Here is a 16,887-nt window from a genome sequence, read left to right as displayed (position 1 = left end):
CGGTTATTTCATATATATGAGCTTTTGATTATCTTTTGATTAATTTTCATTGTATAAATTGAGTCAAATCAGCTAACTGATTACTGGTTAAAAAGGGAACTTGAGCATAAATTAATCCTAACTCCCCCTGTAGCCTTGCAGCTAAATGTCCTTTACCCAGAAGCTTTTCTGCTCCCTTTTCCCCAAGTGATATCTCAGACGTTCCAATACTTTCTACTCGAAGGATAAGGCGGTTTCCAAGGTTATCCCTCAACTGCACAGGCAACACATTCGCATCTGGACGTTGAGCAGCAAAGATCAAATGAATTCCCGCTGCCCGCGCCTTAACACCTAATCGTTGCACAATAGAGGAAACAGCACCCTTATACTCATCGATAAGCATCCATTCAGCAAATTCGTCGTGGATCAAGAAAATAAGCGGTAATTTCTCATTAGCGGTAGCCTTCATATTAAAATCTTTTAAATTATTAACTTTGAACTCTTTAAATTTCTGATACCTGTTATTCATCTCAACTACCAATTCTTCCAATATCTCTGCAGCTTTATTCTGATCATCAATAATTCCTTCAACTAAATGAGGAAGATTCGCAAGATGCATATAATCAACGCCATACTTAGGATCTATTAAATAAATGTGCGCCAAATCTTTACTATTCGTTACACAAATATCGAGAATGAGATTTTGCAACAAGACTGATTTACCACTGCCTGTTGCTCCAGCTATGAGTGTATGAGGAGCATGCTGGGCACCTCCTTCAAACTCACCACCCAAGTTTAAATAAAGTATTTCACCGTCTATCTCCTTGACACCAATAACGAAACTCATATTTAAGCCCGAACCATCGTTTTGTACTTTGCGGAGTTTCCAAACATCGGCTAAGGGTATTCCTTGCCTATGTGGACGTGCTAATGAAACCACTATCTCTCCAGGATGAGCCATGATATTGATAACATCAAGGGCATGAGTTGTTAATAGAATTGATCTTCTTTTTTCAACATCATCAACTTTTAATTGGTCGGATCCTTTTAATCGTATTACTATTGCGTTAGGTGTTAATCGATGGCTAACTACTTTAGCTTGTAAATTATAGCTAATTAGAGCCATTCTTAATTTATTTACAGTTTCACTTACCCATGTTTGGTCTTCGATATTATCCTCTACAGATTGAGCGTTTTGCTCGATCCAGTTGAATAATGAAGGTGTAGCCCAATGAGCAATTCTATTATCCTTTTCGTTATTGAATATAGTTGTTACAGAAGAAGAGATTTTATTATCCACTACACTTCTATGTCTTGTAACATTATTAGCATCATCTATATCCTTGTTTACGTCTTCCTCTACTTCAACAGAAGTAGAATTTTTTTTAGTGATTTCATCTTCAATAATAGAGGTAGTACCATTATTACTTGCAGCTAGGAAGTTGACTCTCGGAGCAGGTAAACTAGATTCATAAATCTCCCACGGCTTACTCTCATCCAATTTTTCGCGAATTGAGATGATAGACTCTCCTTTATGATAAGCCAAAACTAAATCTCTCACTAAATCTCTAGTAAACATCTCTTGATAGCATTTTTTTGCATTGGTGATCGGTAATCTTTCACTTTCCATGTTAGTATCAGGTAAAGTAGATAAAAACACATGAGAATAACCTTTAATCTCGATAGGAATTGAGCCATTACGAATACCCTCTCTTAACTCTTCTACAGAGAACGGTGATCCCGGATGTAACTCAATTCCATCATTTAGCATGTCACTTAATCTTGAGAGCCACAGATCCCTGTCGAGTCTACCAGGGTTGCCAAATATAGCATTATCCATTCTAGATACAGTATCACGCAGCTGTTTTGATGAATTTTTTTTCGCTTCTGAAGCTCCCTTTGCATCCACATACTTTGCTTCAGATATAAATACCTGGAGATGAGGTTTCTCTCCAACTATTTTGGGGCTCAGAGATAATATATCAGCAATCTGCTCTTCCTTTTGGCCTAACCAGGTTGCGTAATCATCCAAGAGAAACCAACTTATAGGTTGATCAACTTCCATTTCTGATTGGAGGATTGCTTTACTTAATACAACTCCAATTAACTCGCCAGCAAACACTCCACGTTTTGCAGCACGTAAAACAATATCACCTGAGATTGTATTAGCATCATCAATAAAACGCTCAGTTAATTGAACCAACTCTACCTCGCTTAAGCCTAAATTTAATGCATTCAATCGTCTTTTCACTAACACATTTAGCAAATTTAATTGTGATTTTGAGGACACTACTATATTAGATCCATGGGATTTATTATGTTGATACTTTATTACTTTCACACCTAAATTCTTTAATTGCCTGCGTTCTAACAATTCATCATAATTGACTACCCATTCACCCAGCTTATGGGCTTCATCAAAAATTGTCTTCACTTTTTCATTTTGAAATGATATTTGCCTAGCTGGTAAGAAATAAGTTCCTATACTAACATCTTTACCTTTAACTACTGAATAAATTGTCGTAAGATATGACCACCCGACAGATGGTTGACTCGGACATGTAAGATAAACAGTTGATTTTAATTCATCTTTAGCTGTAGAACGCCTTTTTGCCCACCGCGGAGGATAATGATCAAGAAGATCAGGCATTTGTCTAATCTTTACATCGTCCCATTCAAGACTTGCTTGTCTTGATATAACATCTTGAAGAAATACAATGTCAGCAAGTTTTCCCTCTTTGGGATCTGATACAGATGCCTCATGTGCCATAACCCCTACACGAAGTCTTGCCATAAAATCGCGTGTCACTTCACTTGCTACGAAAGAATCTGCATTATTATCCGTACTTTCGACCATCTTCATATACAATTCATTCAATTTATTCGTATCGCGATGTCGTAGGATAACTTGACATCGAACCTCGTCTTCGGTTTCATGCAAAGTCGCAAGTGAGTTAACAATGGTTTCGGGTAATCTAATTGAATCACAGTTATATAAGACTAGACTCAGATTTGTTTTCTCATGCGGTTGAAGATCTAAATAACGTTCGACAAGTTTTAATAGCTTATCACTTGCTTGTTTAGGATCCTCATTTGTCTGCATGTCGTTATCATCACGTAGTGGTGACTCCATTAAACTGTAGTCGTTTTTGGTATCTGAAACTGCAAGCAAAACGGGCTCTTGTCCCCTATACCCTAAAGATACTTCTGGATAGTATGGATTTAATACTTCCTCTTTCAAATCCATGAAAAACAAGCGCTGGTCACCAAAGTCTATTTGTTCAGTAGTTAACACATAGTTAATTAACCCTATAACTTGTCGCGCCTTCACGGACTTCGCAACCATACGCATAGGATGCCAAGGGGATATAATAGCCATTGGTTTATTTTTATCCCCATCAACCTTCACATTACCAATATTCATAACTGGCTGGAAAATATCAATTCGATTCATATCCCCTAGAGCATGCACCTGTAAAGTACGAAGAAACTTATCATACAATTCACATTGCTGGATTATTGAATCTGCATTAATTCCTTCTTGCAACCATTCTTTTAGAGCCAATTTGTATCCTTCGGAGAAATTTTCCCAAGCATCTTTAACAGAATCATAATTTAGTTGGGATAGTCTGTCCTCTTCCAACGACTTTTTTAAGTTACTCAAAAAAACCTTCTCAAGATCTGTTGCTTTAGCAAAGATACCAACTAAAGAACCTCTATCTCGACCAAAAACAGCCTGTAGTGTCCCAACATCACTTAAGGAGAGACCTTGAAGCTTTCCTTTCTTACTAACTGGATTTTGAGAAACAGTTGAGTATGAGAAAGGATGGTCCGCTAGTCTTTTTAAATCATCATGTAATTCTAATCCAATTCCCGACGAGTCACCTTGCCAAATGAGCTTAACATCATTTTTTTGTTTTGTTCCCATTAAGTCTTGATAAGTCAGTTCGATATAAAAAGCAATTTGAGTAGCTGTTCTTGCGCTAGAAGTATTCTTATTATTTTCTTTTTGCTTCCGTTCTACAACCAGCTGATCATATTTAAATAAATGATGAGTTTCCCAATTGACTTGCCAATCCGTTAATTTCTCCAGCCCTCTATATGCACAGCAGAAGTATAAGGCGACATCTTCATTTAGATCCATCCATGATTTTTTACTATTAGTCTTTTGGGTCCGTATCTTTAAAGATTTCACTCCAGTGACACTATCACATTGCGCAAAGAGTCTTTCAGTCGCTTCAAGCAAACCTACTAAAAAATCACTACACTCAATTGCTTTTCCATAAACATAACGATCCCACTCAGCCTTTAATGATTTGTCTGTTTCTAAATTTTGTCTATGCTTTTCATAAAACTCCTTGTCCTCATCTGTAGCTTCTTTTGCTTTTCTTTTTTTAAAAAATTCATTTAAGTTACTTATATAAGTTATTTCTTCATCCGTAAGAGTATTTGGAAATTCATCCTCGTATAATTGACGAGTTCTCTCAGCCAAGTTGATTTTCAATGGTTTTAACTCAAAAAACAAAAGGTTTACCTTATCTGATTCCCATTCTAACTCAGCCAAACTTTCTGCTGCATTAGACCAGTTTGCATTTGAGTTTATGAATAACTCCATAATAGGTTGAACAGTTGGATCAATTTTACTTTTCACTTTTTCATATGATGACAGAATGTCGCTATTCTCTATTAATTGTCTGTTGGGATGCTGTTTGTATAAGTAGCATGCTCTCTTACTGTACGCTTCTAAGAACATTTTTTTCCAGCGACTTGCATGTCCTAATGCATTATCTGGTATCGAATCGAAAAAATAAGAGTCACGTGGTATACGAAGAGCTGGTAATGCCCAGCCCAATGCACGTACTACAGGAATACTATTCTCAAAAATCACTTCACGCACCATAACCACAAACTCACTAAATTCCTCAAGACTGCATTCGCTTGCATCTTGTAGCCCCTTAAGGGATTGCTGCCAATATCTTTTTTGATCATCCGTTAGGGGTAAGTCCTTACTAGCTACTTGAACCCAGATTTCCGGTTGGCTCTTTAGGTCTCCCGCTCCAATTTTTGCAATATCCCTTAACGACTGTCCCTGATCATCATTTGTATTGGCTAGAAGAATAGCCGGTTTATCACATGCGGCATTTCTCCAATAAGTCGTTTTCTCATCAGTAACCATTTCTTCAGGCAACCCACTACCTTCAACAAGTTTGCGAGGAACTTTAATAGCTAGAGATAACGATAATAAAATATCCTGACTAATTGTTTTACAAATTACTGAAACTTGATCACCTGTAAGACGATCTAATAAAAAACGTGCTACTCCCTCTTCTGAGTTGCCCGTCTGTAATTGCCGGCGGAGATATTCAGTTGCTACTTGTCCTATAAGATCCAGTTGATTCATTAATTTTCATCCTCCCGAATTCCGAAGGGATTTTCTACATATGCGCAGGCATCAGATAACCTTCGCAATAATCCCATGCTTGCTAAACGTTGCTCGAGTCGCCTAGCATTTTCCGAAAATGCTTCCATATCAGCTCTTCCAGAATCCGTTAGTTGCTGAGCCTGCTTATCACCAATTATAAAACCAAACTTCTCATATAGTTTTTCTAAAAAGTCCTGAAACTCCATTCTCTTCGGCACTACACAAAGAACTAAGGATTTAAGCAACATATCTTGAGGAGCATATCTTAACCTTCTCGCTCCTCTTTTAGAAGATAATCCGATTTCTTTACCCCAAACACTATGAAATTTATCAACATGTTGTTTATGTCTAGTATTAGCAGCTGAAACAAACTTATTTATCAAGTCTTCGGGTGAATTAGCAGACTCTACTTCACTCTCTTTATTGTCCTTAGGCCAAGCATATTCTTTCTTCAAAAGGGTGATTGCTTCGGTTATATCTGTTATTTGATCCCATGAATCTGTTTCAACGACTTTTCTTATGTATGACTCTATTGCACGACGAGACAAATTATTGTGTTCTATAAACGAATCAGAAGATAAATCCCGTATAACTGTTTTCTTTGATGAGACAATCTCTAAAACAAATGTAAGCCGCTCCTCGTCTCCTAGCTCCGCTTTAGCGCGATTCAAACTATATATGATAAAGCGTAAACCGGTGATGTTTACAAGATGAGGAATAGCATCGTAATTTGGAATGTTGCTTTGTAATAAACTTAACCAGTCGTTAGCCATTGTCTGGTAATCTGGTAATTCTAGATATGGTAGATACGCTCCAGATCTAATAACAGTTGAAGATAATGTCTCCTTGGGTTCCAATGCAGCCACTAGACGATTAAACTTATTCCCTTGATTTAATACACTTTTGTTAAGTAATGAAAGTAGTTCCTCTCCCTTTCCACTTCTTGCTAACATTAAATACAATAATTCCCCAGTCCTACCAAAAAATCTTCGATCATTAGTAAATTGTCCATTATCTTTAACTTTTAAATCCTCATACAAACAATCGGGACCATACGGGAATATAAATTGAGAACTCCACCTTTTATTGTTTTCACCTTCAATGGTGGTTTCTCGCAGAAAGTGAACTACCTCAGCAAAGTCCTCGAATTTTGAGAACCGCTTCTCGAGGTAGCTGAAATCAGCATTAATAAGCCCTGCTTGTCCTTTATTCATGACATCATACCATTGTAGCCAAGCTTCTTTGGGATCATGTTTATATCTATTAGTTATCAAAGCTAATTGCGGGTTATTGAATAGTATATTGCGCAAATACAATCTAGATTTTGGAGAATAAGCTAATTTATTGGCCTCTACTTCGATAAATCCTCTCCCTGCATCTAGTTCTGATTGAAGCACATTTAAAAACTCCATAAAACAAAGCCATGGAGTTTGCTCATCGTATAGACGATGTCCCCAAATTGCTTCATCCACCCACATATCTCCATCATGTTTAGTAGGACGTGGAAGCCTATCAAGCATTGTATTTCACCTCCACGTTTTTATCATCTATCATACCTTCTGGATTCAATCGAATAATTCTAAAGCTCAAATCATTTACTTCATCAGCATCTTCTTCATCTATCTTACGGCGTAGTTCCAGCTGTTTAAGCAGCCTGCTTTTAAAGCCTAATATATCTTCATAGCATTCCCTAGAAAAACTACCAGGTAATGCCCCCTCAGCAACACGTGAAAGAAACTCATATCGAACTAATTGTAGAGGTAATTCAACAGCATCTACAGATGAGGACAGTTTAACCTCAATTACAAGTTTCCCAATATCATTAATTTTAAGTTGCATGCTTTCCCCACGCTTTTTAGGAACAGAAATACTCTCTTCAAATATTCTACTAACTTTTGCCTGGGAGTGACTTCCTGACGTAGCCAATATTAACTCATCGTTATTTTTTGCTAGTAAACCTGTAAATATACGATTTAAGCCTTGCGCAATTCGAGATGTAATATGTGAAGCTACTCTACCGTTTTGTGCCGTCTTGTATACGTCATTTAAGAATTCGCCGGCGTATTGAAATGTGGTAAGTTTCCAAAGTTTCAGTTCCTCTTCTTTCTCTCGAGAAATCACAAAAAATAATCTTTGCCTCTGAGAACGAAGTGAATCTAAAAAGGAATTCCCACTATCCGTTATTACACCTTCTAAATACTCCTTTTGATTTGCACGAAATGTTTGGTCTGCGCCGTAATATATATCATTTAGAACAAGATCATTGTAGTACACATTTAGATCAGGATCATCTTGACCAAAAATTAAAATATTATCAATAGTGTTACTTGTCTCATATCCTATTCCAAATCTACCTAATGTAGCGAAAACATCTGTAGACTCTCTTCTTCTTTCTGTGAGATTTTCACCTAGAATATTACGGTAGATGCTCGCTAGTGAAGTTCTATTGTTCTCGACAATTTTCACGGCTTCAGAACAAGACATAATTCTATCTCTTGCTTCTGGATGGCCTAATAACATATTCGATACTAGAAGAAGCAACTGCCTTATAGGAAGATGTATACCATTTAACTCACATAGTTCTAATAGATCAGTGACTCTTGAACGAATCAGATTTTGATCTGCGGTACCTTTAAGTCTTTTACGATTTTCCCATATTGGGCATCGCTTTTCTATCTGATCATTTTCCTTAAGAGAACAGTTATTACAATCTTTCCAACCTCGATGGTTCAATACGGCATCAACAATCTGTGGAAAAAGCTTTGCTGCACTGATTTGGCTCAAATTATAAAGCCTCAGATTAAATCCATCTTTCTCTCTAATCTCATTTACAAGTAATTCCTCTACACAAAGTTTTACAGATTCAGTATTTATACTAGTATCAATATTTTTCCATGCTTCCACTAATTGACCGTCATTGGCTGCAATCAAAAAAACATTACTACCATCCGGGTTCATTACTGAATCTACAAAGTCTTTAAGAATCCCTCTTTCTTCATCCTTCAGCTCACTTAAGTCCTTTATTACGTATAGTATTTTTAAGTTTGGTAATTCAAGTTTTTTAATTTTATCATCATTTTGCCAATCTTGTAGTGAACCGCTGAGAGAAATCCAAATTTCACGACAATTATAGGTTTTTCCATCCCCAGCAGTCCCTGTTAAGATAACTGATTTAGGTTTATTTGACTTATAATTATCAACTAACTCACTCAAATAAACAGAGTCAACTATTATCGGATCAATATTTTTGCGTTTCAGAATTCTATGTATGGATTCATCGTACATGTTATCGTTGCGTGGAATAGGGCCATATTGGCGAAGAAAACTTATCCAGCTGGATTCAACCATAGTCATTTTTCACTACCACCTTCTATAAAAAACTCATATTTAGGTCTTAAGTAGAGGTTCGACAAAATAATACAATTCCCTTCTATTGGAAACAAAAACTCCCCAGATATGCCTATCTGGGGAGTTTTATTATTTCTGTGCATTAAAAAAATGATTAACCTCAAGAAAATACACAAACACACGGAACCGTATCGTCCTCATGAGGTATTACTATTGGACATGATGCAGCAGCCACCTCATCCATTCCTTTGTTTACCATTTCAAGATATATTCTGTATTCACGAAGAGTATATGGTTTACCATTATCTTTTACTTTCAATATACTTACATCGCCTAGCATATCTCTCATTCTTTCTTCCATTTCTTCTTGCTCTTGATATTTGTGAGGCCATATCTTATAAAGATCTGCATAATGCTTAAATCCACCTCGTACACAGCGTCCTCCACAATTAGCGTGTGAAAATCCCAAATCATACATCCTTGGTAATTTTATACCCCACTCTTCACTTATAACTCTCTTTGCATCGAAATCTTTAATATTTAATTCAAATAAGGGGAATCTTGTTTCGACAGGTTCTAATGCTTGATGTCCATAAAACTCCTTTAGATTCTCAGCACGTTGCCTTTCATGAGCACCAATCCCAAAATAAAGAATGGGTTCAAGACCTTGATCCCTTAAATCCTCAATAAAAATAACAGTTTGCCTGACCTTTAACTCTGAAGAGCATTTGGCAAGCCTAGAGTTGCCTAAGAACCTAGTTTCTTTAAAAACTTCTTCAGGTGTCCTCCCATCAACCCTTTCAGTTATTTCAATCCCGATATACTCAGCCACTTCATACATAAACCTATAGTTATCATCATCTTCCCACAATGTGTTTGTGAAAAACAATATACAATTTTCTTTACCATGAGTTTGCACCATTTGATAGGTAACATAGGCACTCGCAGCGCCCCCACTAAACATTGCTACATGTACTGGTTTTCTGTTCATTTTCAGACCACCTTTTAACTATTTTCCATTTCTAGCCCATCCAACATATCTTTTGTGGAGATATCCTGCATCAGTCTCCACAGTATAACTAATATTTCATCATTTGTAACAGTTCTCCCTGTATATTTGAGCTTTCTTCTTATATCATCATAGATAAAATGGGACTTCGTGGAAAGTTCAACTTTAGGTAATATAATCGATTTTTCTCCTGACTTAATTTCAATAAAATCTTCTAATATATCCTGACTTTTAATATTATATAATTCATTTAGTAACTCCGCTTGAAATACATCATCAGTTGCATCTGACCATTCTTCCCTGCTGACTCCAACTAATGATTGAGCTATTGTATCCACATAGTTTTCAGAACCCGAACTTATTATTGCAGATAACAACTTAGAAGTCCTTCTTTTAATATTAGAATATCCTTTTGCCCATGTATCTAAATCATCATAATTTTCAATCTGAAGTGCATTAAAGATGATGTTCTCCATGTAATTCCTATGCACTATATTAATATATTCCTCGCCTTCAGCTTTCGCAAATTTAACCTTTTCGTTATCTCTTCCCATATTTGTAAATTGTATCAACAGTTCCATTGCATCTAAGGGGCGTACTTCACAAACTCTGATGATCTCACGTAATTGATTTGATAGTGCTGATTGTTTATCTGAAATCCGAGCCAATCTAGGAAGTGATTGATACCATCGCACTAGTACTTTGCTTAAATAGACAGGGGTTTGCGATCCTCTGTCTTCCTCTTTAATAAATTCGGAGAAACATTCCTCAACAAGTATTGTCAGTTCACTATACTTGCCTTCAATCGCTTGGTAGGCAAAAGTATAATTACTTGGATCACTTACCATTTTCCAGAGAAGTTCACCATTAATCACTTGTATAAATATATCATTATTATAGAATAGTATGTATTTCCATTCTTTTCCAAGTAAAGTTGGTAAGAGAACAGGTATTATGGGTTGACGTACTGAGAAAGGAGTATTCTTAAAAATATTAATCAGGTCTTTAAAATATCCCTTCTCCTGCTTTAAAACAGCCAGCAAACTTTCACGCAACAAAAGAAGTGAACTATCCTTTATTAGCTCTGGCCTCATTGGATGCAGTCCGTTATTCTTTAGAACAGTCGCATAAATCAAATAGTCAGGGCCAAAACCACTGATATTAATTTCATTATTATTTATCTTTATATTTTCTAGTATCTTATCAATTACCTTATATGCTCCTTTTTCTTGCACCTTTGCAATGTTCCTTCTATTAAAGGATTCATTTCTCACTTCAGGTGTAAAGGGATATAGCTTATTCATAATATTTGAAAGGTTATTACTTAAAGAACGTTCATCTGTAATTTGAAGAAAATTCCCCTCATAGATCCATTCACAATCACTAGTAAAACCCACATAGGGACTAAGTGTTATTCTTATATCATGAAGTAATGACCGCTTCAAAAAAGTTAATTCATCAATTAAAAAACGATCTTGGATTAAAAATACTTTATCTTGTTCTAAACTTTCAATCACGAGCAATTTCTCAAGATTATAAAAGATGCTATGAGCTGGATATTTCGGTATCACAAAAATTGCATTCTCGAAACAAGTTGAAATATAATGAATTTGTTTTTTCAATTGTTCTATCTCATCCAAATTATCAGTAACAATATATACAATGTTGAAATCAGCTTGTTCACTTAGTTTAAACTCGATCGTTTCTCCAATAACTTCGGATAAGTGAGCAATCATTACTTCAGCAAACCTTGTTACACTCTTCTCATCATTATAAAGCTTAGGTAGATAGAACCTTGATTCTAATAATTTCTCTGCTGATTCAAGTTTTTGTTCTAAAGAAAAACTTGTTAAAAGCAACCTACTTTCTATTTCCGATTTAAGATCAACTACACTCCCTTCATACAATACAAATCGATTTTCATCATTTAAGTAACGCAATACTTTTAATTTATATAATTCACCTATTAGTTCTTGGGTTTCCTCCAGGGTTAACATCATTGCAAATGAAATAAAATCTAAGCTTGGTATTACTCGGGTATTCAGATTAGTTATATCCCAGATTGTTAATAGTTTCATAATCTTCAATTGATCATCTAGATGTCTAGAAGGGATCAATCGTTTTTGCAATCTTCTAAATAACAGATAACTTTTTCTTGTATTAGAGTCATGTTCGAATTCATCAAAAGCAGGCTCAAAGTAATCAAACAATTTATCAGCGGTATACCAGTTCTTATATTTTTCATAGTGATATTTTAGACCACCATTTTCGTTACTCTCCAAAAATGTAAATAGTGTGCGTTCATTTTGAGCAACAATGTTAGCTAGCTTTGGCATACAAAAGAGAGTAACCGGGTGTATTGGATAACTTCCTTCAACTATAAGTGATGTTTTTTCAAACTGTGATAGTTCTGGAAAAAGCGGATACCTTGTTAAACCATTCCATAAATTCATTCGATAGTCATCCGAGTCCCATTCCCTGCGCATGTACTGAGTAGCCATATTAGATATACGTACAAATGTTGACTGATCACTTTCCACATTATAAAGAGCGTATCTTTTTTCAATACGTTGGAATTCTTTTTGCAAATCCTCGTTAAAACGCTGCGCATATTGTCTCATGTTTTTATGAGTAATGAGTAATATACTTAAGTTTTGGTATGAATTGTGATCCGCCAGTTCAGCAATATCCTGTAGATCTTGCATTGCCTCATGAACTTCATTGGAATTAAGGGACTGCAAGAATCTTCCAAACTCATCATGAACTATTAATAGCCCTTTGCCAACCTTTTGTAGCTCATCAAGTATATGATTCACTTGCGAAACTAACTCCCCTGAGAAACCAGGAATAAAATAGGAACCGGAAGTTAGACTCGGATAAATATTTGTAAACCATTCAATTTCTTCTTGGTTAAATTTCTCTATAAGTTTAATCCAAGAAGAAAGTTTCTGTTTCTTATTTTCCAATTCTTTTATAAACATAGAAAATGTCGCAGGAAACTCTAATTCCCATTTTTTAATAGTGTTAATTATTTCCATTATCAAGCTTGGTAAAATAATATTAGTTTCATCCTTCTTCAACGCCTTATGAATTGATGATATTAACGATCGCCGAAGATTTTGAACATTCCCATCTAGTATGACTGGTATATAATTAATTTCATGATTATTTACTTCCCTTATTATATCCCCAACCTTATCGTCTATTGTTTCAAACTTTTTCAATAACCTTCCTAAAACTACATCACTATATTGTTTAGAGATTAGTCCAGTTATAATAGTACTCATTAGAGATTTACCAGAACCATAGGGCCCGGATATAATATGTGATTTTTGCCCACCTAATACACCACTTAAAATCCCTTTAAACGGTGTAATATGAAATGGTGTTGGTAGAAACCTATTCACAAAGTTTTCTTCCCCGAGGTCAAAGCGGATATTAATACTAGAGTGAAATTTGAGTTGATTAGTCATGAATAATTTCCCCGTTCTTTCTACCATACTCATCTCTAAGATATTCGATAGGAGATATTTGAGGTAATAGTATAGTATTTAATCTATTAGTTCTTTGAAATATAATTGGATAATATAAATGCTCTGAAAGCTCTTCAAGTGCATTGATTATCTCTGATCTTTGTAGGTGAAATATATTACCCCATAAACTGGGTTTACTTTCAATTTCCTCCACAGATACATTGTCTGTTTCATTTCGTTCACCGTATTTTAATAAAACATACATCAATGCAGTGACTCCTATATTTTTATAACTTTGATTATTCTTTATAAATATGCTCGAACTTTCCTCGGATACAGATACTAACTTTAGTTTTCCAAATGGGCTTTGTGTAACATCTTCAGGATCTTTAAACTGCTGAACTTCAATATATAATCTTATCATACAATCTATATCCCTTTTTAGAGAATTTTCTGAAGTTTGTTCACCTTCACGGGCCGCCCAAATACTCAATTCATGAATGACTTCTTCTTTAGTAAAAGATGATCGGGAGAATGTATTGAAAAAACCATACCATACAAAGAGCCGATCGTTAATATTCCCCTTATCAATTAAGGAAAAATGTAATACTGACAATGAGTCTGAAAAATCAAGGTATGGATCATATTTATTAACAACTTCACCTAATTCAGTTAATAGGTGAATACTCTTATTTTCTTCGTTTTTCAACTCCATAGCAATATTGGTAGCTGTTAACCAAAACCGTAATGATTGAACCATGTTTTTACCGAGTCCTATTATTTCAGCCGCGTCTTTTTCAAAGAAAAACCTTGGATTGGACTGAATCATCTTAATCCCTTTACGTAACCAATTTAAACGTAAATGAAATGTTTCATGTTGCCCATATTTCATATGTAAAGATCCCCCTAATGTTATTAGCTCAATAATGAGAATGTACATTCGTATAATTTTATTATAACATAAACCATCTTTGCTGGATAACATTCTCCAGCAAAGATAACGTAGTAAAAGAAAAGATACACATATAATATTGATAATATAAAATGAGTTCCTTTTACTTCACAAAAAATTCACCTTTCATTATAGCATCCTGTCTATTCAACTGCATAAACGCTCTGCATCAGCCTATTTTGCCATTCCTTATTGAGCATTTATATGGCTCTCCAATTAGCTCAGGATCCGCTAGATATATGAACGAATGTTTGGTGCAATAAAAAAAAAAAAAAAACACGTTCGCATCGTGAGTACTTTAGCTAAATAATCTGCTATTACTTTCACACAATTTAAAAATAAGTTTCTTACAGATAAGGATTACTATTCCATAATGACACGTAACAACCCGCTTTATGAATATTTTACCGTTGGTACTATGTTTGAGAAGACCGCTTCGACTTAACGATTTGATATGCAGCGATCTTTTTAGTTGCTCATGATAAGAGTATTGTATCAGCAACGTTGATTGTAAATGATCTGAAAATCAGTTATCAAACGGTATGCTCGATGATGCATAATATCCTTAAAGCAATGGCGGACCGAGATGCACAATACACGCTCTCAGACCTTGTGAAGATTGAAGATTTTCACATCCACGCTCCGACTAAGAATGGCAATCGTGAACGTGGCACTGACAAAAACCGAGCGCTTGTCGCGCTTTCTAAAAATAAAAAGGGACATCCGTTGCTCGTCAAAATGGAAGTCATTGCGAACATAAAAAAGAAGGTTTTCCGCTCTACTGGATAGGTAAAATTCACACCTTCAAGCAGGCCGTTTGTCATCCTCCTATGAAACCATCGCAGAATTCCTTCTTCATGTCGCTTACCATCTTGGCTAGATTCATCATGGGTTCCAATTGCGAAAACCTGAAAGTACCAAGCAGCTTGTTTTCGTATGCGTTGAAGCGATGAACTGTAAATCGAGCATTGCTTATCAATGTCACAAAGTAAATACTTCTTCATGAAATCACTCCCGAGACCAGTATCACATCTTAATTTAATTATAGATCCTACTTTTCACAATATTGTCGGCAAACAAACGTTCTAACTCTGAGAAATTCATAACACAACTAAAAACCGATTATTAAGTACACAAATATGCACAAAATATTATCGGTTTGATTTTAGTAAATATACGGACAACATAGAACCATTATTTGAACTGCTCGGTTATTAGGGGACTAGGACTTAAGATGTAGATTCGACACCGTTTCACAATCCCCTTCTTTTCCCTATAATGCAACAAATTATAAATGTAGTACATCTCGAATATATCAAATATACGTTTCACGACAACTCACAGTCTTAAAAAGCCATCGGCACCTTGCAGACATACTGGAGATCGGTGCGATTATGCTCAGCGATGAGGGCGGCAGCTTGCCATGGTCAATTTGTTTCACACCTATGTACACGCTCCGCCTTTCAAGAAGTTTTATTAAAAGTCATTAAATCCATCTTATTTGCTCGTACAAATAGGACAAAGTATCGTGAAATCCCCAACCGATTCCATCCGTATCCGACACTATCGTGCCAATTCGTTTCTCGTATTCTTCAAACAGCTCGGCAGTATCATCAAAATTCACCGTCTGAACCACATCTTCATACATCGATTCCATGCTTTCGTAAAACCGCTCGTCGATATCGCCATAGGTAAGGGTAAAAGAAACGCCCATCTCGACGTAGAATAGCTTTAGCTCAAAACTATATTTCTCGCTGCCCGTCAGTTTTTTGAATTCGGATATTGCCTTCTTCGCTTCCTGCAGCTTTAGCTTTCCGTGGCCGCGCTGAGGAAAAAATTGATGTTCGATTTTTTTGCGATATTCAAGGAATAGCGACTCCACCGCTTCTTCCCCTAAAATTTTGACGAAGAGGAACCGTTCGATTTCTTTGCTAACGCCAAAGCATTCTTTTACAAGTTCCTTCAACTGTTCCTGGCTCATGCTCTTCAGATACTTGTTCAGAGACGTCTTGGTCAGCTTTACAGGTATTTTTTCCTCGGCTTGTGGAATGAGTGATTTCGGTATTAGCTTGTTTCTCCGCTCGCGAAGCTTGTCATTAACTTCGTCACAGTGAAAAGTCTCAGGATCATATCCTTCTTTCAGCCATTCTTTAAATTCGTCATGTTCCGGATGATTCGGAGTAAGCAGCGCATCCATCATATTTTGATAACCCCACACGCCACCAACATCCTCCTGAGGGCAGCTGCGCTCCCCGCCCAAACAAATGGGAGAGATTAGCTCAGAAGCTGAAGAATCTATTTTCTCTAACTTAATTGTGTGCTTCCAATTATCGCCAAAATCATAGATGTAGGAAAATTCCGTATTTTCCTTTTGCAAATGGTTGCTCACCATTTCTTTCTGCGCATTCAGTACTTCACGTGATTCCATATCCTCGAATGTCGGGTTAGGCAAACCAATGGCTTGTCCACAGATATGAAACTCATACAAATGATAATCCTCCCAGCCCATCATCACTTGTATGAGTTTATGAAGCTGATGAAACGTAATCTCAGGATGAAATTGAAATTGACGCCATATGCTTGGAGCAATATCATCTAGTTCTATTTTGCAAATATAGATCATTTAAGCTGTCCCCCTATTGTCCTTTAAAAAAGAATGCCTCAGTTCTTCTTCATGCATTTTCTTAATCTCTTCGGTCAATTC

The 16,887-nt window shown here is 36.0% G+C and carries 8 protein-coding genes; all 8 read right to left on the bottom strand.

The genetic code is table 11. From position 1 onward, the window contains the following. Positions 1-46: 46 nt before the first annotated feature. Positions 47-5,380, bottom strand: coding sequence for an FtsK/SpoIIIE domain-containing protein (locus MHI37_RS04635; RefSeq protein WP_076337921.1), 5,334 nt, complete (start codon positions 5,378-5,380; stop codon positions 47-49). Beyond that, complete coding sequence (locus MHI37_RS04630) at positions 5,380-6,921, bottom strand: hypothetical protein (RefSeq protein ID WP_076337920.1); 1,542 nt, start codon at positions 6,919-6,921, stop codon at positions 5,380-5,382. The genes MHI37_RS04635 and MHI37_RS04630 overlap by 1 nt, the downstream gene beginning before the upstream one ends. Next, positions 6,914-8,755, bottom strand: a complete 1,842-nt coding sequence (locus MHI37_RS04625; protein WP_076337919.1) for a hypothetical protein — start codon at positions 8,753-8,755, stop codon at positions 6,914-6,916. The genes MHI37_RS04630 and MHI37_RS04625 overlap by 8 nt, the downstream gene beginning before the upstream one ends. A gap of 154 nt (positions 8,756-8,909) precedes the next feature. Further along, a complete protein-coding gene (locus MHI37_RS04620) occupies positions 8,910-9,740 on the bottom strand; it encodes a hypothetical protein (RefSeq protein ID WP_076337918.1) in 831 nt (276 codons plus the stop codon). 14 nt (positions 9,741-9,754) lie between these two features. Beyond that, positions 9,755-13,231 carry a hypothetical protein gene (locus tag MHI37_RS04615; RefSeq protein ID WP_076337917.1) on the bottom strand — a complete coding sequence of 1,159 codons (3,477 nt, stop codon included), beginning with the start codon at positions 13,229-13,231 and terminating at the stop codon, positions 9,755-9,757. Continuing rightward, positions 13,224-14,123, bottom strand: coding sequence for a DUF4007 family protein (locus MHI37_RS04610; protein WP_076337916.1), 900 nt, complete (start codon positions 14,121-14,123; stop codon positions 13,224-13,226). The genes MHI37_RS04615 and MHI37_RS04610 overlap by 8 nt, the downstream gene beginning before the upstream one ends. Positions 14,124-14,812: 689 nt before the next feature. Next, positions 14,813-15,187, bottom strand: coding sequence for a transposase (locus MHI37_RS04605; RefSeq protein WP_144023725.1), 375 nt, complete (start codon positions 15,185-15,187; stop codon positions 14,813-14,815). 482 nt (positions 15,188-15,669) lie between these two features. After that, entirely contained in the window at positions 15,670-16,806 is a 1,137-nt protein-coding gene (locus MHI37_RS04600; protein WP_076337914.1) for a DUF6155 family protein, read from the bottom strand. Between the last annotated feature and the right edge of the window lie 81 nt (positions 16,807-16,887).

The sequence above is a fragment of the Paenibacillus sp. FSL H8-0548 genome, from assembly GCF_038630985.1.
Taxonomy (GTDB): domain Bacteria; phylum Bacillota; class Bacilli; order Paenibacillales; family Paenibacillaceae; genus Pristimantibacillus.
This window is presented reverse-complemented; position numbering and strand designations above follow the sequence as displayed.

What these genes read in the sequence shown, in the direction of transcription:
- MHI37_RS04635 (WP_076337921.1), bottom strand. Translation starts at nt 5,380, where the DNA reads ATGAATCAACTGGATCTTATAGGACAAGTAGCAACTGAATATCTCCGC.
- MHI37_RS04630 (WP_076337920.1), bottom strand. Translation starts at nt 6,921, where the DNA reads ATGCTTGATAGGCTTCCACGTCCTACTAAACATGATGGAGATATGTGG.
- MHI37_RS04625 (WP_076337919.1), bottom strand. Translation starts at nt 8,755, where the DNA reads ATGACTATGGTTGAATCCAGCTGGATAAGTTTTCTTCGCCAATATGGC.
- MHI37_RS04620 (WP_076337918.1), bottom strand. Translation starts at nt 9,740, where the DNA reads ATGAACAGAAAACCAGTACATGTAGCAATGTTTAGTGGGGGCGCTGCG.
- MHI37_RS04615 (WP_076337917.1), bottom strand. Translation starts at nt 13,231, where the DNA reads ATGACTAATCAACTCAAATTTCACTCTAGTATTAATATCCGCTTTGAC.
- MHI37_RS04610 (WP_076337916.1), bottom strand. Translation starts at nt 14,123, where the DNA reads ATGAAATATGGGCAACATGAAACATTTCATTTACGTTTAAATTGGTTA.
- MHI37_RS04605 (WP_144023725.1), bottom strand. Translation starts at nt 15,187, where the DNA reads ATGAAGAAGTATTTACTTTGTGACATTGATAAGCAATGCTCGATTTAC.
- MHI37_RS04600 (WP_076337914.1), bottom strand. Translation starts at nt 16,806, where the DNA reads ATGATCTATATTTGCAAAATAGAACTAGATGATATTGCTCCAAGCATA.